The 25,722-nt window shown below is 67.5% G+C and carries 24 protein-coding genes and 1 tRNA gene; 11 read left to right on the forward strand and 14 right to left on the reverse strand.

Translation table 11 applies throughout. The features are described 5' to 3' along the window. Positions 1 to 46: 46 nt before the first annotated feature. The 5 genes from flhB to ACP69V_RS14200 form a co-directional block, all read right to left on the reverse strand. Entirely contained in the window at positions 47 to 1,123 is a 1,077-nt protein-coding gene (gene flhB / locus ACP69V_RS14180) for a flagellar biosynthesis protein FlhB (protein ID WP_426024436.1), read from the reverse strand. Next, on the reverse strand, positions 1,116 to 1,889 hold the full coding sequence (fliR, locus tag ACP69V_RS14185; protein ID WP_426024437.1) for a flagellar biosynthetic protein FliR: 774 nt from the start codon (positions 1,887 to 1,889) through the stop codon (positions 1,116 to 1,118). The genes flhB and fliR overlap by 8 nt, the downstream gene beginning before the upstream one ends. Further along, positions 1,889 to 2,152, reverse strand: coding sequence for a flagellar biosynthesis protein FliQ (gene fliQ / locus ACP69V_RS14190; RefSeq protein WP_135194575.1), 264 nt, complete (start codon positions 2,150 to 2,152; stop codon positions 1,889 to 1,891). Before fliQ ends, fliR begins: the two co-directional genes overlap by 1 nt. Before the next feature lie 85 nt (positions 2,153 to 2,237). Further along, a complete protein-coding gene (locus ACP69V_RS14195) occupies positions 2,238 to 3,914 on the reverse strand; it encodes a response regulator (RefSeq protein ID WP_426024438.1) in 1,677 nt (558 codons plus the stop codon). Further along, a complete protein-coding gene (locus ACP69V_RS14200; protein ID WP_426024439.1) occupies positions 3,911 to 5,410 on the reverse strand; it encodes an ATPase domain-containing protein in 1,500 nt (499 codons plus the stop codon). Before ACP69V_RS14200 ends, ACP69V_RS14195 begins: the two co-directional genes overlap by 4 nt. Positions 5,411 to 5,707: 297 nt before the next feature. Here ACP69V_RS14200 and folE point away from each other — a divergent pair, with 297 nt between their 5' ends. The 4 genes from folE to ACP69V_RS14220 all read left to right on the forward strand — a co-directional run bounded on the left by folE (position 5,708) and on the right by ACP69V_RS14220 (position 12,803). Further along, on the forward strand, positions 5,708 to 6,292 hold the full coding sequence (folE, locus tag ACP69V_RS14205) for a GTP cyclohydrolase I FolE (protein ID WP_346494487.1): 585 nt from the start codon (positions 5,708 to 5,710) through the stop codon (positions 6,290 to 6,292). A 64-nt stretch (positions 6,293 to 6,356) separates the two neighbouring features. Next, complete coding sequence (locus ACP69V_RS14210) at positions 6,357 to 7,514, forward strand: acyltransferase family protein (protein WP_426024440.1); 1,158 nt, start codon at positions 6,357 to 6,359, stop codon at positions 7,512 to 7,514. Between the two features lie 159 nt (positions 7,515 to 7,673). After that, entirely contained in the window at positions 7,674 to 9,347 is a 1,674-nt protein-coding gene (locus tag ACP69V_RS14215) for an MFS transporter (protein ID WP_409716890.1), read from the forward strand. A gap of 90 nt (positions 9,348 to 9,437) precedes the next feature. Next, the gene (locus ACP69V_RS14220) at positions 9,438 to 12,803 is read left to right on the forward strand and encodes a hybrid sensor histidine kinase/response regulator (RefSeq protein WP_426024441.1); all 3,366 of its coding nucleotides are present in this window, start codon (positions 9,438 to 9,440) and stop codon (positions 12,801 to 12,803) included. Here the strand turns inward: ACP69V_RS14220 and ACP69V_RS14225 are convergent. Then, complete coding sequence (locus ACP69V_RS14225; RefSeq protein ID WP_135194568.1) at positions 12,800 to 13,411, reverse strand: response regulator transcription factor; 612 nt, start codon at positions 13,409 to 13,411, stop codon at positions 12,800 to 12,802. The genes ACP69V_RS14220 and ACP69V_RS14225 overlap by 4 nt on opposite strands. A gap of 162 nt (positions 13,412 to 13,573) precedes the next feature. Here ACP69V_RS14225 and ACP69V_RS14230 point away from each other — a divergent pair, with 162 nt between their 5' ends. The 4 genes from ACP69V_RS14230 (at position 13,574) to ACP69V_RS14245 (ending at position 18,051) form a co-directional block, all read left to right on the forward strand. Then, a complete protein-coding gene (locus ACP69V_RS14230) occupies positions 13,574 to 14,920 on the forward strand; it encodes a DcaP family trimeric outer membrane transporter (RefSeq protein WP_426024442.1) in 1,347 nt (448 codons plus the stop codon). A 3-nt stretch (positions 14,921 to 14,923) separates the two neighbouring features. After that, positions 14,924 to 16,879: an acetate--CoA ligase gene (gene acs / locus ACP69V_RS14235; RefSeq protein WP_426024443.1), complete on the forward strand. Its 1,956-nt coding sequence runs from the start codon at positions 14,924 to 14,926 to the stop codon at positions 16,877 to 16,879. A gap of 68 nt (positions 16,880 to 16,947) precedes the next feature. Then, positions 16,948 to 17,955, forward strand: coding sequence for a bile acid:sodium symporter family protein (locus tag ACP69V_RS14240; protein ID WP_426024444.1), 1,008 nt, complete (start codon positions 16,948 to 16,950; stop codon positions 17,953 to 17,955). Positions 17,956 to 17,977: 22 nt separating this feature from the next. Beyond that, positions 17,978 to 18,051: transfer RNA gene (locus ACP69V_RS14245), tRNA-Gly, on the forward strand. 50 nt (positions 18,052 to 18,101) lie between these two features. Here ACP69V_RS14245 and ACP69V_RS14250 read toward each other — a convergent pair. From ACP69V_RS14250 to ACP69V_RS14270, 5 genes are all read right to left on the reverse strand, one after another. Further along, entirely contained in the window at positions 18,102 to 19,064 is a 963-nt protein-coding gene (locus ACP69V_RS14250; protein ID WP_426024445.1) for a TraB/GumN family protein, read from the reverse strand. A 29-nt stretch (positions 19,065 to 19,093) separates the two neighbouring features. Then, the gene (locus tag ACP69V_RS14255; RefSeq protein WP_426024446.1) at positions 19,094 to 19,738 is read right to left on the reverse strand and encodes a hypothetical protein; all 645 of its coding nucleotides are present in this window, start codon (positions 19,736 to 19,738) and stop codon (positions 19,094 to 19,096) included. Next, a complete protein-coding gene (locus ACP69V_RS14260; protein WP_426024447.1) occupies positions 19,735 to 19,938 on the reverse strand; it encodes a helix-turn-helix transcriptional regulator in 204 nt (67 codons plus the stop codon). The genes ACP69V_RS14255 and ACP69V_RS14260 overlap by 4 nt, the downstream gene beginning before the upstream one ends. Positions 19,939 to 19,941: 3 nt before the next feature. Continuing rightward, positions 19,942 to 20,400, reverse strand: coding sequence for a hypothetical protein (locus ACP69V_RS14265; protein WP_426020502.1), 459 nt, complete (start codon positions 20,398 to 20,400; stop codon positions 19,942 to 19,944). A gap of 85 nt (positions 20,401 to 20,485) precedes the next feature. Further along, complete coding sequence (locus ACP69V_RS14270) at positions 20,486 to 21,703, reverse strand: DNA recombination protein RmuC (RefSeq protein WP_426024448.1); 1,218 nt, start codon at positions 21,701 to 21,703, stop codon at positions 20,486 to 20,488. Positions 21,704 to 21,815: 112 nt separating this feature from the next. Here ACP69V_RS14270 and ACP69V_RS14275 point away from each other — a divergent pair, with 112 nt between their 5' ends. Continuing rightward, positions 21,816 to 22,172, forward strand: coding sequence for a hypothetical protein (locus ACP69V_RS14275; protein WP_426020504.1), 357 nt, complete (start codon positions 21,816 to 21,818; stop codon positions 22,170 to 22,172). A 6-nt stretch (positions 22,173 to 22,178) separates the two neighbouring features. On the opposite strand, the gene recR is transcribed toward ACP69V_RS14275, so the two are convergent. After that, positions 22,179 to 22,781 (reverse strand): recombination mediator RecR, encoded by a 603-nt coding sequence (gene recR / locus ACP69V_RS14280; protein WP_426024449.1) that lies wholly within the window; start codon positions 22,779 to 22,781, stop codon positions 22,179 to 22,181. Beyond that, on the reverse strand, positions 22,781 to 23,110 hold the full coding sequence (locus ACP69V_RS14285; RefSeq protein WP_135194557.1) for a YbaB/EbfC family nucleoid-associated protein: 330 nt from the start codon (positions 23,108 to 23,110) through the stop codon (positions 22,781 to 22,783). The genes recR and ACP69V_RS14285 overlap by 1 nt, the downstream gene beginning before the upstream one ends. Before the next feature lie 157 nt (positions 23,111 to 23,267). Here ACP69V_RS14285 and ACP69V_RS14290 point away from each other — a divergent pair, with 157 nt between their 5' ends. After that, entirely contained in the window at positions 23,268 to 23,882 is a 615-nt protein-coding gene (locus ACP69V_RS14290) for a malonic semialdehyde reductase (RefSeq protein WP_426024450.1), read from the forward strand. 76 nt (positions 23,883 to 23,958) lie between these two features. Here the strand turns inward: ACP69V_RS14290 and ACP69V_RS14295 are convergent, their stop codons facing one another. Next, positions 23,959 to 24,681, reverse strand: coding sequence for a c-type cytochrome (locus tag ACP69V_RS14295; RefSeq protein WP_426024451.1), 723 nt, complete (start codon positions 24,679 to 24,681; stop codon positions 23,959 to 23,961). A 141-nt stretch (positions 24,682 to 24,822) separates the two neighbouring features. On the opposite strand from ACP69V_RS14295, the gene ACP69V_RS14300 reads away from it, so the two are divergent. Then, on the forward strand, positions 24,823 to 25,545 hold the full coding sequence (locus ACP69V_RS14300; RefSeq protein ID WP_426024452.1) for a 3-deoxy-manno-octulosonate cytidylyltransferase: 723 nt from the start codon (positions 24,823 to 24,825) through the stop codon (positions 25,543 to 25,545). The last annotated feature ends 177 nt before the right edge of the window (positions 25,546 to 25,722 follow it).

Raw genomic sequence — 25,722 nt, forward strand, 5'->3', positions numbered from 1 at the left:
CTCGCGAATCAGTGGGCAGATCATACGCTCAAATCCTGACGCACTCTTACCGACGCTTTCTGGACTGGAAGACGAAGCCGATGATCTTGGCGGCGGCGTCGAAATGCTCGCGCGGAATGATCTCGTCCACCTCGACGGCGGCATACAGGGCGCGCGCCAGCGGCACGTTCTCGACGATCGGCACCCCGTGTTCGGTCGCCACTTCCCGAATGCGCAACGCCAATGCATCGACGCCCTTGGCCACGCAGATCGGCGCCCCGTCGCCCTGGTCCGGCTCATAGCGCAGCGCGACCGAATAGTGGGTCGGGTTGGTCACGATCACGGTCGCATTGGGGACGTTCGCCATCATCCGCTGGCGGCTGCGCTGCATGCGGATCTGCCTCAGCTTGGCCTTGATGTGCGGATCGCCCTCGGACTGTTTGTAGTCGTCCTTCAGCTCTTCCTTGGTCATCCGCATCCGCTTGGCGAAGCGCATCTTCTGCCAGATGAAATCAGCCCCGGCGGTCGCCCCCAACAGCAGGATCGAGGCGAAGAACAGCCACATCGCCATGTCGCGCGCCAGCGGCAGGATCGCCATTGGGCTCATCGACACCATATTCTCGAACTCGCGCAAATGCGGCTTCAGCACCATCCAGCAGACCACGCAGACGGCGATCAGCTTCAGGAAGGTCTTGACGAACTGCATCAGGCCGTCGGGTCCGAAGATCCGCTTGAACCCCTGCATGGGACTGACCGCCGACCACTTCGGCTTCAGCTTCTCGGCGGTGAAGATCAGGCCCGACTGCGCCAGATTGCCCCCGACTCCCCCCAAGATGGTGGCCAGCATGACCGCACCCAGGAACGGTGCGATGGCCCAGACCGCCTGCACCATGATCTGATTGCCTGCGCCCGAGTTCAGCGTGCCCAGCATCTCGTGCGGGGCGGCGATGAAGGGCAGCATCTGTTCGGCGATGGACGAGGCGAACCAGCCGCCGCCCGTCAGGATCACGGCCGCCGCCCCCGCCAGCGCCAGCACCTGGGCGACGTCCGGCGACTTGGCGACATCGCCCTTCTTTCGGGCGTCCTCAAGCTTTCGCGGGGTCGCCTCTTCGGTTTTCGATTCGGGATCCGCGCCTTCAGCCATTCGGGCCTCCGAAGACGAAATACTCCGCCAGACGGCGGTAGCGGTCGATGAAGATGGTGCCCAGCGCGCCCAGGCTCAGCGCGAAGATCGACAGGCCCAGGATGACGCTCAACGGCGCGGCGGCGAAATAGACCTGGAACGACGGCATGACCCGCGCCACCAGGCCGGACGCCAGGTTGAAGATCAGGGCGAACACCAGCACCGGCGCCGAAAGTTGGACCCCCAGCATGAAGCTGTCGCTCAGGGTGCGGACCGCCATCTGTGTGAAGTCGGCCATCACCAGCGGCTGGGCCGGCGCGATCAGGCGATAGGAGCCCACCATCCCGGCGATGAACAGGTGATGGGTGTCGGTGGCGAACAAAAGCGTCACCCCCAGCAGGGTCAGAAAGGCGGCGATGGTCGTGCCCGGCTGGGCCTGCATCGGGTTGGCGGTCTGGGAAAAGCTCAACGTCGTCTGCAACGAGATGATCTCGCCCGCCGTCGACAAGGCCGTCATGAACATCCGCAGCAACAGACCGATCATCAGGCCGACGGCCACCTCGCGGATGATCCATCCCACCATCAGCCCCAGGCTGTCGGGCAGGCCCGGCAGCGATCCGCGCACCACCGGCCACAGCGCCAGGCTGATGAGCAGGGCCAGCGACAGCCGCACGCGCGGTGGCACATAGGTCTCGCCGAAACCGGGGATCAGCATCAGGATCGCCGCGATCCGGGCGAAGATCAGCCCCCCGGCCCAGACCTGATCGGCGGTGGCGTAAGCCTCCACTACATCCCCGCGATGCGGGCCGCGATCTGGCGCATGAAGCCGCCCAACAGCGCGCCCATCAGCGGCAGGAACAGGATCAGGGACACGAAGATGGCGATGATCTTGGGCGCATAGATCAGGGTCTGTTCCTGAATCTGCGTCAGGGCCTGAAACAGGCCGATCACCACGCCGACCACCAGGCCCACGATCAGGACCGGTAGGCACAGCTGTATCGTCAGCCAGATGGCGTCGCGCCCGACGTCCAGAACTTCCGCGCCGTTCATCGGCTCACGCTCCCCAAAGTTACTGGGCAGAAAATGCCGACAGGATGGTTAACAGGCCGCTAACCAAACGCGTATTCGCGGAGGATCAGGCCGCCAGGGTGCGAGACAGTTTGCGCGCCAGTTCGGCCTGGGTGAACGGCTTGCGCACGATCATGTCCTCGCCCACGTCCGTCAGGGCCTCGGCGTCGGCGTATCCGGTGGCGAACAGGATGGGCGCACCCGGTCGGCGCACCCTCAGCTCGCGCGCCAACTCACCGCCGTTCATCCCCGGCATGGCGAAGTCCAGCAGCATGGCGTCGATCCGGTCATGATGCTCCAGCGTTTCCAGCGCCGCCCCGCCGCTGTCGGCCTCGATCACGTCGTATCCCAGATCGCTGAGATAGCCGGCGGTGACGTTCCTGACCGCCTCGTCGTCGTCCACCACCAGAACGACCATGCCGGCGTCACGCGCGGCCAGCAGTTCGCCGCTCGCCTCACGCTCCTGCGTCGGCGCGGCGTCGGCGCGGGGCAGGAAGATGCGGATCGTCGTGCCCTTGTCGACCTCGGTGTCGATGCTGACCCCGCCGCCGGACTGTTTGGCCAGGCCGAACACCTGGCTCAGCCCCAGGCCCGATCCCTTGCCGACCTCCTTGGTGGTGAAGAAGGGTTCGAACGCCCGCGCTCGGACCTCGTCGGTCATGCCCGATCCGGTGTCGCTGACCGACACCACAACATAGTCGCCGGGCGGAAGCTCGTCGGGTCTGCCGGACGCATCAAGCCGCGCGTTTTCCGTGCGGATGGTCAGCGATCCGCCCACCTCCATGGCGTCGCGCGCATTGATGGCCAGGTTCAGAATGACCAATTCGATCTGCGTCGGATCGATCATCGCCGGCCACAGGTCGGACGCCAGCTGGGGCTGTTCGATATGGACGCTGCCGCCGATGGCGCTCTGCAGCATGTCGCCCATGCTGCGCACCGTCTCGTTCAGATCGACCGCGCGCGGCTCCAGCTTTTGACGACGCGAAAAGGCCAGCATCTGCGCCGTCAGCCGCGCCCCCCGCTGCGAGGCCTCGCGCATCATGTCCAGCCGCCGCAGAACCTTGGGATCGGTCTCGTTTTTCCTCAACTGCTCGACATTGCCCAGCACCACGGTCAGCAGGTTGTTGAAGTCGTGCGCCACGCCGCTGGTCAACTGGCCGACCGCCTCCAGCCGCTGCGCCTGGCGCAGGGCCGTCTCGGCCTTTTCCCGCTCGACGATCTGGGCGGCCAGTTCGCGGTTGGCCGCCTGCAGCTGGGCGGTGCGGTCGGCGACCCGACGTTCCAGCAGGGCCTCCGCGCGCTGGATCTCGGCGATCCGTTCGCGCGCCTCATACTGCCTGCGACGACCGCGCAAGGCCGTATCGACCGCACTGACCAGGGTCGTGGGATGAAACGGCCGCTCCAGAAAACTGACATTGCCCAGGGTCACCGACAGCCGACGCGCCGCCGGATTGCGCTCGACGCTGCCGCCGCGTCGGTTCAGCACCAGAAAAGGAAAATCCGACCAGGACGGCTGGGCTTCGATCCAGGCTGACAGGGCGTTGAGGTCGCCGTTGACCAGCACCTCCTCCACCACCACGGCCAGGGCGGCACCCTCGATCATTTGCGCCAGAAGATCGTCCACGGTGTCGCAGACCTGCGCCACCGTGCCGACCTCCGTCAGGATCTGGGCGGCGACGACGGCGTCGCGTCCCGTCGGCGCCAGAATCAGGGCGCGTTCGGACAGCTCCCCACCACGGCTCATGCGGAGCGATCGCCCATCAAGCCCTCGCCGTCCTGGGCCACGAAGTTGGGCACGCCGCGCAGCACGCCCTGGAAACCGTACAACGGTTCGCCCACCGCCAGGCCGCCCGTCCCGATGTCGAATTCGCGGATGGTCTTCTCATGCCCGCCCGCGCGCTTCTTGATGACCGAGATGGCGCGACGGACCATCCCCGCCGCCTCGAAATAGCGCAGCAGGACGACGGTGTCGGCCAGATAGGTCACGTCCACCGGCGCCTTCATGTCCCCGACCAATCCGTGCTGGGCCACGGTGAGATAGGTCGAGGCCCCCTGACGATTCAGGTATTGCAGCAGTTCGTGGATGTGCAGCACCAGGAACTGCTCCTGCGGCATGGCGGCCTGATAGCCGTTCAGACTGTCGATCACGACCGTCCTGATGTCTCGTTTCGAGACGCAATCCCGAACGCGGGCGGCGAACTCGCCCGGCGACAGTTCGGCGGCATCCACCTGCTCCACCAGCAGGGAGCCCTCGTCCACACAGGCTTGCAGATCGATGCCGATCTCCAGCATTCGCGCGAACAGCAGGCCCAACTCCTCATCGAAGATGAACATGGCCGCCTTCTCGCCCCGCGCGATCGCGGACATGACGAAACTGACGGCGAACAGCGACTTGCCGGTGCCGGCGGGGCCGAGGATCAATGCGCTGGAACCGCGCTGTATGCCGCCGCCCAACAGGTCGTCGAGGCCTGCCACGCCGCTGGACATGGGCTCGCGCTCGAACCGGGTGCGATGTTCGGAGGCGACGATGCGCGGATAGACCTCCAGCCCGCCGGTCTTGATGGTGAAGTCGTGATAGCCGCCGCGGAAGCGACGCCCGCGATATTTCATCACCCGCACGCGACGGCGCTCGGCCCCATATTCCGGCGCCAGTTCCTGCAGCTGGATCACGCCGTGCGTGACGCTGTGAACCGTCTTGTCGTTGGCGTCGGTCGTCAGGTCGTCCAGCAGCAGCACGGTCACGCCGCGCTTGGCGAAATAGTGTTTCAGCGCCAGCACCTGACGGCGGTAACGCAGCGATCCCTGGGCCAGCAGCCGGATTTCCGACAGGCTGTCGATCACCACCCGCTGGGGCTGAAGACGCTCGACCGCCTCCAGGATCATCCGGCTGGTCTCGCCCAACTCCAGGTCCGACGAATACAGCAGGCTCTGCTGCTGCTGTTCGTCCAGCAGGCTTTCGGGCGGCACCAGTTCGAACAGTTCGATCCCATCCAGCGACCAGCCGTGCGACAGGGCCGTGGCGCGCAGCTCTTCTTCCGTCTCGGACAGGGTGATGTAGAGGGTGGTCTCGCCCCGCGCGACGCCGGTCATCAGGAACCGCATCGCGGCGGTCGTCTTGCCGGTCCCCGGATTGCCTTCCAGCAGATACAGCCGGTCCCGTTCCAGGCCCCCGGCCAGAATGTCGTCCAATCCGGCGATCCCGAAGGCGGCCTGGTCTTTCTTGATCTCGCCGTCCGTCATGCCATCCTCTCGCTTTGAGCTGAGCCGTAACGCACGGAAACGGATAAGGTTACACGCCGGTTCGCCGGTCGTCGGAGGCGCCGGATGGACGATAAAATCTCTCCCAGCACCTTGAACGGCGCAGCTTTCATCCCAACCTGACGGCTTCGCCGGGGGGCCTTTCACGATCCGATTTCAGACGAATTGCACTATTCAGACGCTCTTTTTTCCAGCGTCACCGTCTGAAGGCGTCCCGGACTCGTAAAGAGGGCCGAGACCCTCTCCCCTTCCCGCAATCGCCCCGCTATCTAGGCCGTCATGACCGAACCCCGCGCCTCCAAAGTCTCCCAGGCCGACGCCGAAGCCGCCGTCCGCACCCTGATCGAATGGGCGGGCGACAATCCCGACCGCGAAGGCCTGCTGGAGACCCCGGCCCGCGTCGCCCGCAGCTATCGCGAGCTGTTCGAGGGCTATGAGGTCGATCCCCTCTCCTATCTGGAGAAGACCTTCGAGGAGACGGGCGGCTACGACCAGTTGGTCGTGCTGAAGGACATCCGCTTCGTCAGCTTCTGCGAGCACCACATGCTGCCGGTCGTGGGCAAGGCGCACGTCGCCTATCTGCCCACCGACCGCGTCGTCGGCATTTCCAAACTGGCCCGTGTCGTGCGCGGCTTCGCGCGGCGCCTGCAGATCCAGGAGAAGATGACCTCCGAGATCGCCGAGGCCATCCAGACCGTCCTGCGCCCCCACGGCGTCGGCGTCGTCATCGAGGCCGAGCACAGCTGCATGACCCTGCGCGGCGTCAATGCGCCGGGCGCCAGCCTGTCGACCAGCCACCTGATCGGCGTCGTCCGCGACGACCCCCGCACCCGCGAAGAGTTCCTGCGACTGGTGCGAGGCTAGGATTTCCCCTGTCGCGCGATCTGGCGCGGCTCTTGCGGCGAGACGGCGGAAGGAGGCTCCAACGATGCCCTGGTCCGTGATTTCGACCCGCAATGAGACAGTTCAGATCGCGCGCGGCGGCTGGCTGGACGCTCTGCGTTTCATCGTGGCCTTCCTGATCATCCTGCATCACTTCCAGGCCGCAGGTCCTGAACCTCTGGCGCACGTGATCAATCCGATCTTCGAGCGCGGCGGCTTTTTGCTGACCAACTTCTTCCTGATCGACAGCGGCTATGTGCTGATGCGCGTCTATGGCGCGGCGGTGGACAAGGGCCGGCTGTCGCCGGGCGACTTCTTCCTCAAGCGGTTCCTGCGCGTCGTGCCCGCCCACCTGATCATGGGCCTTTCGCTGGTCGGGTTCGTGCTGCTGGCCACCGCCGCAGGCGTCCCGCCGCGCAATCCCGAATGGTTCGCCTGGGACCAACTGCCCGCCCAGTTGCTGCTGCTTCAGTCCTATGGCCTTTATGGCGGCCTGGGCTGGAACGCCCCGACCTGGTCGATCTCGGCCCTGATCGGCTGCTACCTAGCCTTCCCCTGGATCATTCGCGGCCTGATGCGCCTGGGTCCATGGTCGGCGCTGGCGATGGGCGTCGGCGTCTATCTGGTCGCCAACCAGCTGTGCTGGCACTTCCTGGGCTACCCCGTCTATCAGATGCCCATGCGCTACGGCATCATCCGCGCCCTGCCGCTGTTCTTCCTGGGCATGTGCCTGGCCTGGTTCGCCCAGAAGGTCTGGATCGCGCCGCGCCTGGCCGGCTGGGCCGGCGTCCTGGCCGCCGTCGGCTTCTTCGCGCTTGAGCTTCACGACAAGCACGCCCTGGCCGCCCTGGCCCTGATCTCGATCATCATCCTGGCCGCCGGCGCCGTGCCGGTGAAGAAACCCTCCAAACTGGTCGAGACGGCCGCCATGGTCTCCTTCTCCATGTTCATCTCCAACGAGGTGATCCGCATTGTCTGGTTCGGCGTGGTCAACGCCGTGGAGGCCCGTATCCCCCTGCCGGTCGCCGCCCAATGGGGCCTGTGGGGCCTGGGCGTCGCGGCGGCTGTCGCCTTCGCCTTCGCCTTCCACTTCGCCATCGACAATCCGATCCAGACCCGCATCCGCGGCTGGTTGAAGCGTCGCAGCGTCCGTCGCGGCCAGATCCAGCCCAAACTAGGGCCGGTCATCTCCATCGACGGCTGATAGACCGGCGATCCTCGACCCCAAGGTCGCCTTGACGACCGGCGATCCTCGACCAAAGTCGCTCTCTCCAGCCGCCTCCCTCTCGGTCAATGTCGGCGTCCACGTATCCGCAGGGATGCGCAGAACGGCCGATAACGGCGACTTGGGAGGAAATGGATCATGGCTACCGACGCTCCAATTGCGTCTGGGGAAGAGGAACACACCGTCGATCGCAGCGATCGCCTGGTCATCCTCGCCTCATCGGTCGGCACCGTCATCGAGTGGTACGACTTCTATCTTTACGGTTCGCTGGCGGCGATCATCACCGTCCAGTTCTTCTCGGGCGTCAACGAGACGACCGGCTACATCTTCGCCCTGATGGCCTTCGCCGCCGGCTTTGCGGTGCGGCCCTTCGGCGCCATCGTCTTCGGGCGGCTGGGCGACCTTTGGGGACGCAAGAACACCTTCCTCGTCACCATGCTGTTGATGGGTCTGTCGACCTTCGTCGTCGGCCTGTTGCCGCCCTATGCGGTCATCGGCATCGCGGCGCCCATCATCCTGGTGCTGATGCGCCTGATCCAGGGTCTGGCCCTGGGCGGCGAATACGGCGGCGCCGCCACCTACGTCGCCGAGCACGCGCCGCGCGGCAAGCGCGGCTTCTACACCTCCTTCATCCAGATCACGGCGACTGCCGGCCTGGTCCTCAGCCTGGTGGTCATCCTCGGTGTCCGGCTTGCGGTCGGTGAGGAAGCCTTCGCCGACTGGGGTTGGCGCATTCCGTTCCTGGTCTCGATCCTGCTGCTGGGCGTCTCCCTGTGGATTCGTCTGAAGCTGGCTGAGAGCCCGTCGTTCAAGAAGATGAAGGCCGAGGGCAAGGGCTCCAAGACCCCGCTGAAGGACAGCTTCGGCAAATGGCCCAACCTGAAGATCGTGTTGATCGCCCTGCTGGGCCTCACCGCCGGTCAGGCCGTCATCTGGTACACGGGTCAGTTCTACGCCCTGTTCTTCCTCGAACGGGTCATGAAGGTCGACGCCACCCTGGTCTACATCCTGCTGACCATCGCGCTTCTGGCCGCCTCGCCCTTCTTCATCTTCTGGGGCTGGCTGTCGGACAAGGTGGGCAGAAAGCCGATCATCCTGGCCGGCTGCCTGATCGCGGCCCTGACCTATTTCCCGCTGTTCAACGCCCTGACCCAGGCCGCCAATCCGCGCCTGGCCGCCGCCGCCGCCTCGGCGCCGGTCGTGGTCTATGCCGATCCGGCCGACTGCAACGTCCAGTTCGACCCCGTCGGCAAGACGGTGTTCAACCAGTCCTGCGACGTGGCCAAGTCCCACCTGGCCAAGGCCGGCGTGACCTACACCAATGTCGAGGCGCCGGCCGGAACCGTGGCCGAGGTGCGCATCGGTGATCAGTCCGTCATCCCCAGCTTCCGGGGCGACGCCATGACCACGGCTGATTTCGCCGCCCAGAAGAAGACCTGGGACACGGAACTGACCGCCGCCCTGACCGCCGCCGGCTATCCGGCCAAGGCGGACAGCGCCCTGGTCAACAAGCCGATGGTGGTGCTGATCCTGTTCATCCTCGGCTTCTACGTGACCATGGTCTACGGACCGATCGCGGCGGCCCTGGTCGAGATGTTCCCGACCAACATCCGCTACACCTCCATGTCCCTGCCCTATCACATCGGCAACGGCTGGTTCGGCGGCTTCCTGCCGACCACCGCCTTCGCCATCGTGGCGGCGACCGGAAACATCTACTCCGGTCTCTGGTATCCGATCATCGTCGCCCTCGCGACGGTCGTGCTGGGCTTCCTGCTGGTCAAGGAAGGCAAGGACGTCGATCTGAACGCCTGATCCTGCTTTCAGGCGGAACGAGGGGCGGGTCGTCGCGAGACGGCCCGCCTTTCGCTTGTGAAACAGCCCCTGCCCGGTTCAGATGCCCCCATGTTCAGCCTGACGATCCTCGGCCTGGTCGCCGCCTATATGGCGGTGCTGTTCGCCGTCGCCTGGTATCAGGAACGACCGGCGGCGCGGGCGCGCGGCAAGGGGTTGGGGCCGTCGGTCTACGCCCTGTCCCTGGCCATCTACTGCACCTCCTGGACCTATTACGGCGCGGTCGGCACGGCGGCGCGCGACGGGTGGGAGTATCTGCCCATCTACATCGGGCCGGTGATCGGCCTGACCCTGCTGTTCCCGCTGTGGCGCCGCATCGCCGCCGCCGCTCGGCGCGAGAACGTCGGCTCGATGGCCGACTTCGTGGCGTCGCGTTACGGCAAGAGCCAGACCCTGGGCGCGGCGGTCACGGTCGTCGCCATCCTGGGGTCGCTGCCGTATATCGCGCTTCAGCTGAAGTCACTGTCGATGGCCGGCGCCCTGCTGACCGCAGGCACGCCGGTGGCGGGGTCCGAGCGGCTGACGGTGCTGGTGCTGGCGGGCGTGCTGGCCTTCTTCGCCATCCTGTTCGGCGCACGCCGTCCCGACCTGACCGAGCACAATCGCGGCCTGATCCAGGCCATCGGCCTGGAGTCGATGGTCAAGCTGGGCGCCCTGCTGTTCGTCGCCGTCTTCGCCCTGGTCCTGCTGCTCAACGAAGGCTCGCCGCCGCGCATCATCGAAGGCCTGGGGGCCCTGGCCGCTCCGCCGCAGGTCACGCCGCGCTTCACCGCCATCACCCTGTTGTCGACCCTGGCCATCTTCTGCCTGCCGCGTCAGTTCCACGTCGCCTTCGTCGAGGGCGCCCAGCCGTCGGACGTGAAGCGGGCGCGCTGGATCTTTCCCCTCTATCTGCTGCTGACCAGTCTGGCGGTGCTGCCGCTGGTGGCGGCGGGCGCCCTGTTCGCGCCGGCGGTAAACCCCGACCTGCTGGTGCTGGCCCTGCCGTTCGAACGTGGCGAGACCATGCTGACGGCGCTCGTCTTCGTCGGCGGATTCTCGGCGGCCACCGCCATGGTCATCGTCGAGGCCGTGGCCCTGTCGGCCATGGTGTCCAACAGCCTGATCCTGCCCTTCCTGGCGCGCGATCGCTGGCGGGTGCGGGGCGACGCCTCGGACATGGCGGGGACCATCCTGCAGGTGCGGCGCGCGGCCATCGTCGCCGTCCTGCTGCTGGCCTGGCTCTATTATCAGGCGACGGATCAGTCGCGCGGTCTGGCGGCCATGGGGCTGGTGTCCTTCGCCGCCATGGCTCAGCTGGCGCCCGCCCTGTTCGGCGCGGTGCTGTGGCGCGGCGGTCATGCGCACGGGGCCTTGGCGGGGATGACGGTCGGGATGGCGGTGTGGATCGTCATGCTGGCCCTGCCCCAGCTGGCGCCCGGCGCGCCGTGGCACCTGCACGTCATGTTGGGGGTCAAGGATCCGCTGGCCCTGGGGGTCTTCGTCAGCCTGGGGCTCAATCTGGCGGCCTATGTCGGGGTGTCCCGGTTCGCTCAGCCCCGTCTGATCGACCGGGTCCAGGCCCGCGCCTTCGTGGATCGGCTGGGGCCGGACTGGATGGAGGCCAGGCCTTCGCCGTCGGGCGCCTCAGTCGGCGACCTGCGCGCCCTGGTCGCCCGCTTCATCGGCGACGAGCGGGCCGAGCGCGCCTTCTCCGCCTGGGGACGCGAGACCGACACCCGGCTGCGCGACGCCGATCCAGCCGACGCCGCCCTGGCCCGTGCGGCGGAACGGATGCTGGCGGGCGCCATCGGCGCGGCCTCGGCGCGACGGGTCATCGCCGCGGCCCTGGCCGGCGTCGGGCGGGCGCCCGAGGACGTGGTGCGGATGCTGGACGAGGCGTCGCAAGCCGTTCAGTTCAACCGCGACCTGTTGCAGACCACGCTGGACAACATCGACCAGGGCGTGATCGTGGTGGACGAGGATCTGCGCGTCACCGCCTGGAACCGGCGCTATGTCTCCATGTTCGAACTGCCGGTCGGCTTCGTCCACGTCGGCCTGCCCATCGCCAACATCTATCGCCTGAACGCCGAGCGCGGCGAGAGCCCCGACGACATCGAGGCCTGGGTCGAGCGGCGGCTGGAGGCGCTGAGCCGCCGCATCCCCCACGATCACGAACGCGCACAGCCCGACGGCCGGGTGCTGCGATCCTCGGGCGCGCCCATCCCCGGCGGCGGCTACGCCACCAGCTACACCGACATCACCGCCCTGCGCCGCGCCGCCCGCGAACTGGAAGAGGCCAACGAACGGCTGGAGGCGCGCGTGGCGGATCGCACCGCCCGGCTGGACGAGGCCCGGCGTGTCGCCGAGGACGCCACGGCGTCGAAGACCCGGTTCCTGGCCGCCGCCAGCCACGACCTGCTGCAACCGCTTCACGCCGCGCGCCTGTTCATCGCCGCGCTGAAGGAGGAGCCGGCGCTGGCGGAACCGACCAGCCGCACCCTGGCCGTCAACGCCGACCGCGCCATCGACAGCGCCCACCGCCTGCTGACCGCCCTGTTGAACCTGTCCAAGCTGGAGGCCGGCGGGGTGCGGACCAATGTGACCAAACTGTCGCTGGGCGGTCTGTTCGACGAGTTGCGCCGCGAGTTCGCACCGGTGGCCGAGGCCAAGGGCCTGCGCCTGACCATCATGCCCAGCCGCTTGTGGGCGGCGTCCGACCGCGACCTGTTGCGGTCCATGCTGCAGAACCTGGTGGCCAACGCCATCCGCTATACGGATTCCGGCCGCGTGCTGGTCGGGGCGCGGCGGCAGGGCGAGACGGTGCAGCTGTTCGTCTGCGACACCGGGCGCGGCATCCCCGATTCCGATCACGAGACCGTCTTCGGCGAGTTCGTGCGTCTGCCCGGCGCGGTGGACGAGCCGGGCGCGGGCCTGGGCCTGGCCATCGTGCGTCGCCTGTCCAGCCTGCTGGACCATCCGCTGGAGCTGAGCTCGCGCATCGGACGCGGCACGCTCTTCCGCATCACCGTGCCGCGCAGCCCCGCCGACGTGATCCCCGAGGTCGCGCCGGTGCGCGAGGCGCGTCTGCCGCTGGCAGGCCTGCGGGTGCTGTGCGTGGACAACGAGCCGGTGATCCTGGACGCGCTGAACGCCCTTCTGACCCGCTGGGGCGCGAAGCCGACCCTGGTGTCCAGCGTGGCGGCGGCCAAGGCGGCTCAAGGTCCGTTCGACGCCGCCGTGGTCGATCTGCATCTGGGCGACGGGCCGGAAGGCTTCGCCGTCATCGACTGGCTGCGCCCCCACGGCGTGCGCCGCATCGCCCTGGTCACCGCCGACACCCGCGATGGTCTGAACGAACAGGCGACGGCGGCCGGCGCCGTTCTGCTGCCCAAGCCGATCAAGCCGGCGGCGCTGAAGGCCTTTTTGTCGAGCTAGCTGGGGTCCAGCGACTTGGCCAGGATCACCGCCTGGGTCCGGTTGTGAACGCCCAGCTTGCGGAACACGCTGGTCAGGTGCGCCTTGATCGTGGCCTCGGATACGCCGAGATCAAAGGCGATCTGTTTGTTCAGCCGCCCGGCCTTCAGTCCTTCCAGAATACGCAGTTGCGATGGCGTCAGGCTGGCGACGCGGCCGGCCGGATCGTCGTCGTCCGCCTCGGGCACATCGGGCGCCCAGCTGTCGCCGGCCAGGATGGCGGCGATGGCCTCGACCATCTGGGGCAGGGACGAGGACTTGGGAATGAAGCCGGCGGCGCCCAGGCCCAGGGCGTGACGCACCACGGGCGCGTCCTCGCTGGCCGACACCACCGCCACCGGCACGGTCGGCTGTTCGGCCCGCACGGCGGCCAGCCCCGCCATGCCCTCGCTGTCCGACAGCTTCAGGTCCAGCAGCAGCAGATCGACCGGCCCGGCGACCATCGCCGCCTTGGCCTCGGCCAGGCTGGCGCATTCCACCACCTCAGCCCCCGGCGCCGCCTTGTCGACGGCCGAGCGCAGGGCGGCGCGGAACAGGGGATGGTCGTCGGCGACGACGATGCGATCCATGGGCGTCCTTCCGTGCGCGGCGTCTGATCGGCCGCGTCGTCGCCATCATGGCGCGGTTCGACTTTGGTCGAAATTAGACCAATGGCCAATGGCTCCCCGAGGCTGGAGGCGGAAAGGTTTTCGAAGGGACGCCCGCGTTAGATGGGCGCGGGAGGATTCATCATGATCAAGACAAGCCTAATGGCGGGAGCCGCCGCCGTCGCCCTGCTGGCGTCGCCCGGCGTCGCCTCGGCCCAGGACCAAGCCGCGCTCGAAGCGCGCATCGCCCAGCTCGAAGCCCAGCTGAACGCCCTAAAATCCGAGGTCGTCGCCTCGCGCACCCAGCAGGCCGCGCAACAGCAGGACATCATCCGCCTGGAGACCCGCCCGGCCGCGCCGGTTCAGCAGGCCGCCGCCCCGGCCGCGCCCAGCGACGGCTTCCGCATCGGCGACCACACGGTCAAGTTCGGCGGCTTCGTCAAGGTCGACGCCTACGCCACGCGCTACTCCGGCGGCGACCCGGTCAACGGCGACGCGCTGCGTGAATTCCACATTCCCGGCTCCATCCCCATCGGCGGCGCCGACGAGGATACGGCGACCGATTTCAACGCCCGTCAGACCCGCTTCTGGCTGACGACCGACGGCATGATCGGGGGCCACAAGATCGGCACCCGCATGGAGATGGACTTCCAGACTCAGCCCGGCGTCGCCGACCAGCGGACCACCAGCCCGGCCAACCCGACCCTGCGTCGCGCCTTCATCACCATCGACAACTGGCTGATCGGCCAGGAGTGGACCAACTTCCAGAACACCGCCGTCCTGCCCGAATCCGCCGACTTCATCGGCGCGGCCGAAGGCACGGTCTTCGCCCGTCAGGTCCAGGTCCGCTATACGCGCGGTCCCTTCTCCGTCTCGGTCGAGAACCCCGAGACGACGGTGACGCCGTTCAGCGGCGGCGCGCGGATCGTCGCCGACGACAGCACCCTGCCGGACTTCACCGCCCGCTACGCCATGTCGCGTCCGTGGGGCGATTTCCAGTTCGCCGGCCTGCTGCGCCAGCTGAAATACGAGAACCCGGCGACCAACATCGATTCCACCGCGACCGGCTGGGGCCTGTCGGCCTCGACCAAGATCAAGGTCGGGTCCAAGGACGACATCCGCCTGATGCTGACCGGTGGCGAGGGTATCGGCCGCTATGTCGGGCTGAACTTCTCCAACGACGCCGTGCTGGACGCTTCGGGCGAACTGGACTCCATCGGCGTGGTCGCCGGCTTCGCCGCCTATCGCCACGTCTGGGCGCCCGGCTGGCGCTCCAGCCTGATCTGGTCGGCGCAGAAGGTGGACAACGACACCGGCTTCACCGGCCTGGCCGTCAACCGTTCGGCGCAAAGCATCCATGCCAATTTGATCTGGTCGCCGGTTACGGCGTTTGATGTCGGGGCCGAGCTGATGTTCGCGGATCGCGAGATCGAGACCGGCGCCAGCGGCGACATGACCCGTTTGATCCTGTTCGCCAAATACGGATTCTGATTGATGCCGGAGACGTCTCGCGTGCCTGATCCCGACCTCTATCCCGTCCCTGCCGACTGGGCCGACAAGGCCCATCTGAACCGGGAGGCCTATGAGGCGGCGCGGATCGCGGCGCGCGAGACGCCCGACACCTATTGGGCCGAACAGGCCAAACGCCTCGACTGGATCACAGCCCCGACCAAGATCAAGGACGTCTCCTTCAAGAAGGAAGACTTCCGCATCCGCTGGTTCGAGGACGGTGTGCTGAACGTCTCGGCCAACTGCATCGACCGCCACCTGCCTCATCGCAAGGACGAGACGGCGATCATCTGGGAAGGCGACGATCCCGCCGACAGCCGCCACATCACCTTCGGCGAACTGCACGCCGAGGTGTGCCGCATGGCCAATGTTCTGAAGGCGCATGGAGCGAAGAAGGGCGACCGGATCACCCTGTATCTGCCCATGATCCCCGAGGCGGCCTACGCCATGCTGGCCTGCGCCCGCATCGGCGCCGTCCATTCGGTGGTGTTCGGCGGCTTCTCGCCCGACAGCCTGTGCGGGCGGATCGAGGACTGCGGCTCGAACCTGGTCATCACCGCCGACGAGGGTCTGCGCGGCGGCAAACATGTGCCGCTGAAGGCCAATGTCGACGAGGCCCTGACGAAGGTGAAGGTCGATACCGTCCTGGTCGTGCGTCGCACCGGCCGCGACGTGCCGATGATCGAAGGCCGCGACTTCGACTACGCCCTGGAAGCCGCCAAGGTCGACGCCGACTGCCCGCCCGAGCCGATGAACGCCGAGGATCCGCTGTTCATCCTCTACACCTCGGGTTCGACCGGAAAGCCCAAGGGCGTGCTGCACACCACGGGCGGCTATCTGTTCTGGGCCGCCTGGACGCACGAAGTCGTCTTCGACTATCGCCCCGGCGAGGTCTTCTGGTGCACTGCCGACGTGGGCTGGGTCACCGGCCATTCGTATATGGTCTATGGGCCGCTCGCGAATGCGGCGACGACCCTGATGTTCGAGGGGGTGCCCAACTATCCCGACGCCGGCCGCTTCTGGCAGGTGGTGGACAAGCACAAGGTCGAGATCTTCTACACGGCCCCCACCGCCCTGCGCGCCCTGATGCGCGAAGGCGATGCGCCGGTGAAGGCGTCCTCGCGCGCCTCGTTGCGTCTGCTCGGCACGGTCGGCGAACCGATCAATCCCGAGGCTTGGCGCTGGTATCACGAGGTGGTCGGCGACAGCCGCTGCCCCATCGTGGACACCTGGTGGCAGACCGAAACGGGCGGCCACCTGATCACGCCCCTGCCCGGCGCCACCGACCTGAAGCCCGGTTCGGCCACCCTGCCCCTGCCGGGCGTGGAGCTTGAGATCGTAGACGCCGAGGGTCAGCCGCTGGAAGGCGCCGCGTCCGGCAATCTGTGCATCACCGACAGCTGGCCGGGCCAGATGCGCACCGTCTATGGCGACGACCAGCGCTTCTTCGACACCTATTTCTCGACCTATCCGGGTCGCTATTTCACCGGCGACGGCTGCCGTAGGGACGAGGACGGCTATTACTGGATCACCGGCCGGGTGGACGACGTCATCAACGTGTCCGGCCACCGGATGGGCACGGCCGAGGTCGAGAGCGCCCTGGTGCTGCACGACGACGTCGCCGAGGCGGCCGTCGTCGGCTATCCCCACGACATCAAGGGCCAGGGCATCTACGCCTACGTCACCCTGAACAACGGGGTCGAGCCGACCGAGGACCTGCGCAAGGCCCTGGTCGCCCACGTCCGCCACGAGATCGGCCCCATCGCCGCGCCCGACGTGATCCAATGGGCGCCGGGCCTGCCCAAGACCCGCTCGGGCAAGATCATGCGACGCATCCTGCGCAAGATCGCCGAGAACGAGATCGGGTCGCTGGGCGACACCTCGACCCTGGCCGACCCGTCGGTGGTGGACGACCTGGTCAAGAACCGCGCCGGAGCCTGATGACGCGGGTTCAATGCGAGGGCTGATGCGCCTATCTGTGCGTCAGCCTGCCGCAGCCTGAGCCGTCCATGCCCCGTTTCCTGTCCCGCCTGCCCATCGACGGCTATCTGCTGGCCCTGATCGGCATGGTGATCCTGGCGGCGCTGCTGCCCGCCAGCGGACAGGCCGCCGTGGTCATGGATTGGGTGGTCAAGGCGGCCATCGCCCTTCTGTTCTTCCTGTATGGCGCGCGGATGTCGCCGGCGGCCATCGGCGCGGGCCTGCTGCACTGGCGGCTTCAGGGCACGGTCTTCCTGTCGACCTTCCTGCTGTTTCCGCTGCTGGGGCTGGGTCTGATTTTGCTGATGCGGGGATCGCTTCAGCCCGATCTGCTGACGGGGATGCTCTATCTGTGCCTGTTGCCGTCCACGGTGCAGTCGTCCATCGCCTTCACCTCCATCGCCGGAGGGAATGTCGCGGGCGCCCTGACCAGCGCCAGTCTGTCGAACCTGCTGGGCGTGATCGTGACGCCGCTGCTGGTCGCCCTGATGATCGGCGGCCCAGAAACCGGGGCGGGCGGCGGCATCCACCTGCAATCCATCCTCGACATCGGCCTGCAGATCCTGGCCCCGTTCGCCGTGGGCCAGCTGTGTCGCCCGCTGCTGAAGGATTGGCTGGGTCGTCACGCCAAGCTGACGGGCCTGGTGGACCGCGGCTCCATCCTGCTGATCGTCTACGCCGCCTTCAGCGAGGGCGTCGTCGCCGGCGTCTGGTCCCAGGTCGCGCCTATGGACCTGGCCAAGGTCATCGGCCTGAACATCCTCCTGCTGGCCATCGTCCTGAGCCTGACCCTGATGGCGGGGCGGCTTCTCAAATTCGACAAGCCCGACCGGATCGTCATTTTGTTCTGCGGCTCCAAGAAGAGCATGGCCACCGGCATCCCCATGGCCGGCATCCTGTTCGCCGGTCACGCCGTGCCGCTGATCGTCCTGCCGATCATGCTGTTCCACCAGATCCAGCTGTTCGCCTGCACCATCATCGCCCAGCGCTATGCGCGAGAGAATGCAGCGCGCGCCTTGAGCCCCGTCTTACCTTAAGATAGACCGCCCTCAGGCCATCGCGGGCATGATGTAGTGGTAGCCTGGCAGCTTCCCATGCTGCTCGTGCGGGTTCGATTCCCGCTGCCCGCTCCAGTCTATTGGTGAAGGCGCGACGATCGTGCCGCCGCGCCTCCTTTCCGTTCTCAGTTCGCGGCTTCGACGGTGACGCCGCGTTGTTGCAGGATGGCCTGGACGCTGTCGTCGCCGGTCAGGTGACCGGCGCCCACGGCGATGAAGGCGGTTCCCGAACCTTCGAGCAGGGTCTGGATCTGGTCAGCCCAGTCGGTGTTCCGGTCGACCAGCAGAGCCTGATAAAGGGCCGGCGAAGCCTCCTTCATCTCCTCGACCATGACGCGGTCCAGGGTGGCGACGTCGCCCTTGGCCCAGGCCTCGACCATGGTGTCCAGCATGGTCACGGCGTTCTCGTAATCCTTCAGCGTCTCGCGCAGGAAGGCCATCTGCACGTCTTCGGGCAGGCCGGCCAGGATGCCGATCTGCTTGTCGATGGTCTCGAAACCGTGGATGGGCTTGCCGGCCGCCTCGGCGCGCGTCTTCAGCACAAGTTCGACGCCGGACTTGGGATCATAGCCGGCCTTGACCAGGGGGGCGACCGACAGGCTGAGCGCCGCCAGCCAGGGTTTCATCGGCTGAAGCTGGGCGGCGGAGGCGCCCATGGCCTGGGCGGCGGCCTCCAGTTCAACATTCTCCTCGGGCGTCAGGCGGCTGGAGAGAGGCGTTTCAGGCGACAGGCCGTGCTGCTGGATCAGCGGCATGACGGCGGCCTGATCATCGGGATTGCTGATCTCGAACCAGATGTCCGAGGCGCTGTCGAAGGCGGCCTCGACGCGGGGGCTGGCCCAGCCAGTCGTGGGGCGCAGGACGTGGACCGAGCCGAACAGATACAGGGTCGAATCCGCATCCTTGATCACCCACAGGGCGGGGCCTTCGCCTTGGATGGGCGCAGCGGCGGCGGGCGCCGTCGTCTGGGCCAGGGCGTCGGCCGGAACCCCGGCGATGGCGACGAACAGGGCCAGGCCGCCGGCGACGCCGACCGCGCCGCGCGCGAGGGTGGAGGCCGAGGTCTTGAGAATCCTGGAGAAGGTCATTGTGCGATCCCTTTTGAAAACGGGTGAGGTCAGGCCAGCCCGCGACGCGCGGAGGCGATGGCGGAAACGAAGAGGTAGAGGGTCATCAGCACGGCGTAGACGTCCCAGGCGGTGAGCGTAAAGACCAGCCCCAGGCGCTCGGCCGCCGCCCAAAGGAACAGCAGGCCTTGCCCCAGGAAGAAGGTCGCGAATGCGGCTTCCATCGTGGTGCGGCGCATCAGCTCGTCGACGCTGCGCCAGACCTTGAGGTTCAGGGCCGTATGGACGACGAACAGCACGACGATCAGGCCCAGCGCCACGCCGCCCGGCAGTCCGACGAGGACGAAGATCAGCGGCAGAAGCAGGATCACGCCCGAGAAACCCAGGACCGACGCCTGCAGACGCACCTGGCCGACCTCTTCGGCCGAGGCGGCTTCGTCCAGACGATACATCCGGCCAAGACGGCGAGGATCCAGGCTGGCGATGAGCACCGCGCCGGCGCCCATCATCAGGGCCACCCCGGTCAGGGCCGCCAGGGCGTCGGACCAGCGCAGGTCCAGCCTGTCCGGTCCGATCAGGCCCGGCAGGACCATTCGGCCGAACAGATAGCCGGCGACGCCCATGGCCAGGCCGACGCCGAAGGCGACCAGCAGGCGGCGCGGCAGGGTGGGACGGCGTTGGGATGCAGCGGTCATCCTTGGTTCTCCTCGTCGGAAAAGATGGATTCGATGGGTTGGCCGAAGATGCGTGCGATCTTGAAGGCCAGCGGCAGGGACGGGTCGTAGCGCCCGGTCTCCAGCGCGTTCACGGTCTGGCGCGACACGCCCAGATGTTCGGCCAGCTGCGCCTGGCTCCAGTCGCGTTCGGCGCGCAGGACCTTGAGACGATTGTTCATGGCTCAGCCCCGCATCCGCGCCAGCCACCACCAGGCCCAGACGACGGTGTAGCCGATCAGCATGGGGGCGATCATCAAGGCGGCGCCGGCGGACATATAATCGACGGGGGAGCCGCCCGATCCGACGTGGCGGGCGATGATGTCGCGCCACGGTCCGGCGGAAGACAGGATCAGTCCCACGCCGCTGACGCACATGCCGGCCGTGCCGCCCCAGTACCAGGCGGCCTTGTGGGCCTCGCGCGCGGCCTCGTCGATCACCCGCATCCATTCGGCGCCGACCCAGAGGGCGCCCGCCATGATGGCGGCGGCGAAGACGCCGGTCACGATCAGCTCACCAAGCTCGGAGGTGATCCAGCCCGAGCTGGAAGCGTAGCCGACCGCAATGCCGCCCAGAAGGGCGAACAGCAGCCCGCCGCCGAACGTGATCACCGTCGCCTTGATTACCGGCCGCCACTTACGCATCAGTCAACACCCCTTGTCCAATTGACAAGCTACATTGACATCACGCCGCGACACCTGTCAAGCGCCCTTTCCACAGAAAGGCGCCCTATTCCGATTTGGACGAGGCGATCAGCTCCGGACGAGCGATGACGCGCGGCGCGGTCTCCACCGGCGTCAGGTCCGGCAGGGCCTTGCCCTCGTGGTCCACCTGCAGGTCTTCAAAGCGGCGGGCCGAGACCATGACCTGGCTCTCCAGCGAGCCGACGAACTGATTGTACTTGCCCACGGCCTGATCCAGGGCGCGGCCGACGGCCGAGGCGTGACCGCCCATGACCGACAGCCGCTTGTAAAGCTCGCGCCCCAGGGCGGCGACCTTGTCGGCGTTGGCCGCCTGTTCTTCCGCCCGCCAGCCGTAGGCGACGGCCTTGCACAGGGCGAACAGGGTCGAGGGGGTGACGATGACGACGCGCGACGCCATCGCCTGGGTCATCAGGTCCGGCTCGTGGTCCAGGGCGGTGACCAGGAAGGCGTCGCCGGGCACGAACAGGACGACGAAATCCGGGCTGGGCTTGAACTGGTCCTGATAGGCCTTGGACGACAGCTGGCGCACGTGGGTCTTCAGGCTGGCGGCGGTGCGCAGGCCGACCGAACGGGCGCGCGCCTCTTCGTCGCCGTCGCCCTCGTCGAAGGCCAGGGGCACCTTGGCGTCGATCACGAACATGCCGCCGCCGGGCAGGCGCACGATGAAGTCGGGCCGGTTCTGGCGACCCTCGTCGTCGGCGCTGGAAGTTTGTTCGGTGAAGTCGAATCGGCCGGCCATGCCGGCGGCCTCAAGCACGTTTCGGCAGGTCTGTTCGCCCCAGCGGCCGCGCCGGCCGGTGTTGCCGCGCAGGGCCTCGGTCAGTTTGCGCGCCTCGTCCCGTGTCGCCGAGGACGCCGCCATCAGCTGGGTCAGTTGTTCGCGCAAGCCTCCGGTCTCTTCGGACCGGGTCTTTTCCAGGGCCGCGACATGTTCCTGGAACTTGGTCAGGGTGTCGGCAACGGGCTTCAGCTGAGCCGCCATCCGCTCGCGCGCCAGCTGGTCCTGGGCGCGGAAGGTCTCGGTCGCGCGGCTGACCATCTGATCCGCCACCACCTGAGCGGATTGAGCCGCCTGGGCCTTGAGCAGCTCGCCCATGGTGACGCGGCTTTCCTCGACTAGGTCGATACGCGCCTCGGCGGCCGCCAGCGCGCCTTGCGCCCTCTGCCAGCCCATGAAGGCCCACAGGAAGCCGCCCGCGAAGGCGGCGGCGATGATGGCGAGGATGGGCACGAGCATGTTCATGCTCCGTTCCTAGCGAGAGTCGCCGCTCATGAGAAGCGCGCCAAGCCTCGCAGGAACGTAGCCGTTCCGATGACGTTGGTTTGGCTGAACCTGTCCTCGGAGAAGACACGCCATGATCCCCCAAGAGCCCGAACGTCACGACAAGGCCGCCGACGCCGTCCACGACGGCCGCCCGGTCGACGCCGAACTGGTCCGCAGCGGACGCAAGGGCCCACGCATCCTGGTGCTGCTGGTCATCTCGACGCTGGCGGCGGCGGTCCTGCTGCTGGGGATCTGGATGATCTCCAACGGCGGCTTCAACGCCCAGAACGACGAAACGGGCCCGACGGCTGCGGACACTCGCGACTTTGCAGGCGACAGCCAGACGCCGCCTGCGGCCGACGCGCCCACGGACGCGACCGGCCGGGCTGAGCCTGTGCCGACGGGCGAAGCGCCGAACGTCAACGCGCCGACGACGCCGTCTAACTGATCGGCGTCAGGCGGGGCGGCGGGCCTTCAGGGCCTGGACGATGGTGCCGTCGTCCAGCCAGTCCAGATCCCCGCCGACCGGCACGCCGCGCGCCAGGGAGGTGACCTCGACGTCCGGGCCGCCGATCCGTTCGGCGACATAGTGGGCGGTGGTCTGGCCGTCGACGGTGGCGGGCAGGGCCAGCACGACCTCGCGCACGCCGCCTCCCCGCACCCGCCCGACCAATTCGGTGATACGCAGATGCTCGGGCCCGACGCCGTCCAGGGCGGACAGCAGCCCGCCTAGCACATGGTATTGGCCCCTGAAGGCGCCGGATCGCTCCATCGCCCACAGGGCGCCTGCCTCCTCGACGACGCAGATTAGGCCGTTGTCGCGCGCGCCGTCCGAACAGATGGCGCAGGGGTCGCGGGTGTCGGGCGTGCCGCACACCGAACAGGACACGACCTTTTCCGCCGTCTCGGCCAGGGACGCCGCCAACGGCACCAGCAGTTGCTCGCGCCGCTTCAGCAGGGCCAGGGCCGCGCGCCGGGCGGAGCGCGGACCCAGGCCCGGAAGCTTGGCGAGAAGGGAGATCAGCCGTTCGATCTCCGGCCCGGCGGAGGCGGCCATCAGAACAGTTTCGGCATTCCGGGAATGTTCATCCCGGCCATCGGCCCGGCGGCTTCGCGCATCAGGGCGTTGTTCTGTTCGTCCAGCTTGCGCTTGGCGTCGGCGTGGGCGGCGACGATCAGGTCGGCCAGGATCTCGCCTTCGCCCGGCGTCAGCAGGCTGTCGTCGATCCTTATCGCCGTGATCTCGCCCGGTCCCTTGAGGGACACCGAGACGAGCCCGCCACCCGAGGAGCCCTCGGCGCTGGTTTCGGCCATCTTGGCCTGGGCGTCCTGCAGCTTTTGCTGCATCGCCTGGGCCTGCTGCATCAGTTGGGTCAGGTCTTTCATGCCCCCTAGATAGGGCGAACACAGGCTTTGCGACAGAGGGGTTTTGAGCTGGTCGCGAAATCGGAAACCTTGCGTCGCCATATTTGCACTTGCAACTGTTGCAGAAACGCCTAATTAGCACCTGCACTCGTTGCTATTATAACCAGGAACGCATCCCATGGCCTATGACGCCATCACTCAACGCGACGCCCCGCTGTCGGACGCCGCCCTGTCCCAACTGTTCACCGAGGCGCGGACGCGCAACGGCTGGACCGACCGCCCCGTCGCGCCCGAACTGCTGCACAAGCTCTATGATCTCACCAAGTTCGGCCCCACGGCGGTCAACGCCAGTCCGGCGCGTTTCGTCTTCGTCACCTCGCCCGAGGCCAAGGCGCGCCTGATTCCGCTGATGAGCGAGGGCAACCGGGCCAAGACGTTGCAGGCGCCGGTCAATCTGATCATTGGCCAGGACATTGATTTCCACGAGCACCTGGACGCGCTGTTCCCCCATGCGCCCGGCGCAAAGGCCTGGTTCGCCGACGAGGCCGGGCGGCGCGAGAGCGCCTTCCGCAACGCCTCGCTGCAGGGCGGCTATCTGACCATCGCCGCGCGGGCGCTGGGTCTGGATGTCGGGCCGATGTCCGGGTTCGATGCGGCGGGCGTGAAGGCCGAGTTCTTCGCCGACAGCCAGGTCGAGCCGAACTACATCCTCAACCTGGGTTACGGCACGGACGAGAACCTGTTCCCCCGGTCGCCGCGCCTGTCGTTCGACGAGGCGGCGCAGATTCTTTAAGGCGTCCGCGCCTGCCGAAAACGAAGAAGGGCGGCCCGTCGGGGCCGCCCTTTTGTCGTCTCTGGACCGAAGTCGATCAGGTGTTCGGCGGGGCCGGGGCCGTCGCGGCGGGCGGCGCCGCCGGTGTGGCCTGGGTCGCTGCGGGCGCGCCTTCGGCCGGGGTCGTGCCCGTCGCTTCAGTGGCGGCGGCGCCTTCGGTCACGGGCGCTTCCGCCCCTTCGGCCGGAGCGGCCGCGCCGGGCTGGCGGGTCGGGTCCGGCGCCGGGACGGCGAAGCCGCCCGAGCCTTGCGTGCGCAGCCAGGCGATCAGGTTGATGCGCGTCTGGGTGTCGCGGATGCCCGCGAAGGACATCTTGGTGCCCGGCACATAGCGCGCCGGCGCCGTGATGAAGCTGTCCAGCTGATCATAGCCCCAGGCCGGAGCCTCGGCCTTGTGCTTGGCCATGGCGTCCGAATAGGCAAAGCCTGGACGGTGCATCACCGGTCCGCCGACCACGCCAAACAGGTTCGGACCGATGCCGTCCGCGCCACCTTGCGTCACAGTGTGGCAGGCCTGGCACCGCGCGAAGGCGGCCTCGCCGGCGGCCAGGTCGGCAGTCGGCAGGACCGTGCCCCAGTCGGGCGCCAGTTCGGCCGCCTCGCCGCCTGCGACCTCTTCAGGCGCATCGACGAAATAGCCCATCTTTTCAGGGGGCTCGGAATGATAGATCAGGCCGGAGGCCTGCTGGACGACCAGGATGACGAAGGCCGTCCCCAGAGCCGCACCGAAAATCTTGTTCCACTTAAGATCGCCGCTCATGCGCCTGGTCGAATCCCTCTGCCGGCCGGGCCCTCGAAAACACGCCCCGGACATAATCTTGCGTTGGCGTCTCTGGCACGGTAGCGCCGCCTTCGCAACCGGCCCGGTACGCGACGGGCCAGACAGGCGTCAGGGAAGTCGATGAATCCGTTGATAATGATACCCGCTCGCATGGCGGCGACCCGCCTGCCCAACAAGCCGCTGGCCCTGATCGGCGATGTGCCCATGATCGTACGCGCCTATCGCCAGGCCGAGGCCTCGGGCCTTCCGGTGGTGGTCGCCGCCGGCGATCCCGAGATCGTCGATGCGGTTGAGGCGGCCGGCGGACGGGCCATCCTGACCGACCCGGCCCTGCCCTCGGGTTCGGACCGCATCCGCGCCGCCGTAGACGCCATAGATCCGGAAGGCGATTTCGACGCAGTCATCAACGTCCAGGGCGACATGCCCTTCGCCAGCCCCGGTCTGGCCGTCGCCTGCGCCGCCATCCTGCATGGCGAGCCGGCCTGCGACATCGCCACCCTGGTCGCCGCGGAAGCCGACCTGTCGGACCGGACCAACCCCGACGTGGTCAAGGCGGTGCTGGCCCTGGGAGAAAATGACCGTCAGGGCCGCGCCCTCTATTTCACCCGCTCGACCCTGTATGGCGATGCGCCGATCTGGCGGCACATCGGCGTCTACGGCTATCGCCGCGAGGCCCTGAATCGCTTCTGCGCCGCCCCGCCGTCGCCGCTGGAGACGCGCGAAAAGCTGGAACAGCTGCGCGCCCTGGAGATGGGGATGCAGATCTGGGCCGCTGTCATCGACGAAGCGCCTCTGTCGGTGGACAATCCGGCCGATCTGGAAGCGGCGCGACGGCTGGCCTGAACGGCATCCTTCTCCCTCCCCCTGCGCGGGAGGGGGGCTGAGCCGAAGGCGAAGCCGGGTGGGGCGGGCCGGGCGACGTCTCACGGCCTAAACTTAAAATCAGATCAGTGCAGCCTTGCCTTGCCGCCCCCACCCGGTCGCTGCGCGACCACCCTCCCCGGAACGGGGAGGGAGAGA

It is taken from the genome of Brevundimonas sp. PWP3-1b1 (assembly GCF_049896065.1).
Taxonomy (GTDB): domain Bacteria; phylum Pseudomonadota; class Alphaproteobacteria; order Caulobacterales; family Caulobacteraceae; genus Brevundimonas; species Brevundimonas intermedia_B.

Coding starts and splice junctions, on each gene's coding strand:
- flhB (WP_426024436.1), bottom strand. CDS start 1,123: ATGGCTGAAGGCGCGGATCCCGAATCGAAAACCGAAGAGGCGACCCCG.
- fliQ (WP_135194575.1), bottom strand. CDS start 2,152: ATGAACGGCGCGGAAGTTCTGGACGTCGGGCGCGACGCCATCTGGCTG.
- ACP69V_RS14195 (WP_426024438.1), bottom strand. CDS start 3,914: ATGAGCCGTGGTGGGGAGCTGTCCGAACGCGCCCTGATTCTGGCGCCG.
- ACP69V_RS14200 (WP_426024439.1), bottom strand. CDS start 5,410: ATGACGGACGGCGAGATCAAGAAAGACCAGGCCGCCTTCGGGATCGCC.
- folE (WP_346494487.1), top strand. CDS start 5,708: ATGACCGAACCCCGCGCCTCCAAAGTCTCCCAGGCCGACGCCGAAGCC.
- ACP69V_RS14210 (WP_426024440.1), top strand. CDS start 6,357: ATGCCCTGGTCCGTGATTTCGACCCGCAATGAGACAGTTCAGATCGCG.
- ACP69V_RS14215 (WP_409716890.1), top strand. CDS start 7,674: ATGGCTACCGACGCTCCAATTGCGTCTGGGGAAGAGGAACACACCGTC.
- ACP69V_RS14220 (WP_426024441.1), top strand. CDS start 9,438: ATGTTCAGCCTGACGATCCTCGGCCTGGTCGCCGCCTATATGGCGGTG.
- ACP69V_RS14225 (WP_135194568.1), bottom strand. CDS start 13,411: ATGGATCGCATCGTCGTCGCCGACGACCATCCCCTGTTCCGCGCCGCC.
- ACP69V_RS14230 (WP_426024442.1), top strand. CDS start 13,574: ATGATCAAGACAAGCCTAATGGCGGGAGCCGCCGCCGTCGCCCTGCTG.
- acs (WP_426024443.1), top strand. CDS start 14,924: ATGCCGGAGACGTCTCGCGTGCCTGATCCCGACCTCTATCCCGTCCCT.
- ACP69V_RS14240 (WP_426024444.1), top strand. CDS start 16,948: ATGCCCCGTTTCCTGTCCCGCCTGCCCATCGACGGCTATCTGCTGGCC.
- ACP69V_RS14250 (WP_426024445.1), bottom strand. CDS start 19,064: ATGACCTTCTCCAGGATTCTCAAGACCTCGGCCTCCACCCTCGCGCGC.
- ACP69V_RS14255 (WP_426024446.1), bottom strand. CDS start 19,738: ATGACCGCTGCATCCCAACGCCGTCCCACCCTGCCGCGCCGCCTGCTG.
- ACP69V_RS14260 (WP_426024447.1), bottom strand. CDS start 19,938: ATGAACAATCGTCTCAAGGTCCTGCGCGCCGAACGCGACTGGAGCCAG.
- ACP69V_RS14265 (WP_426020502.1), bottom strand. CDS start 20,400: ATGCGTAAGTGGCGGCCGGTAATCAAGGCGACGGTGATCACGTTCGGC.
- ACP69V_RS14270 (WP_426024448.1), bottom strand. CDS start 21,703: ATGAACATGCTCGTGCCCATCCTCGCCATCATCGCCGCCGCCTTCGCG.
- ACP69V_RS14275 (WP_426020504.1), top strand. CDS start 21,816: ATGATCCCCCAAGAGCCCGAACGTCACGACAAGGCCGCCGACGCCGTC.
- recR (WP_426024449.1), bottom strand. CDS start 22,781: ATGGCCGCCTCCGCCGGGCCGGAGATCGAACGGCTGATCTCCCTTCTC.
- ACP69V_RS14285 (WP_135194557.1), bottom strand. CDS start 23,110: ATGAAAGACCTGACCCAACTGATGCAGCAGGCCCAGGCGATGCAGCAA.
- ACP69V_RS14290 (WP_426024450.1), top strand. CDS start 23,268: ATGGCCTATGACGCCATCACTCAACGCGACGCCCCGCTGTCGGACGCC.
- ACP69V_RS14295 (WP_426024451.1), bottom strand. CDS start 24,681: ATGAGCGGCGATCTTAAGTGGAACAAGATTTTCGGTGCGGCTCTGGGG.
- ACP69V_RS14300 (WP_426024452.1), top strand. CDS start 24,823: ATGAATCCGTTGATAATGATACCCGCTCGCATGGCGGCGACCCGCCTG.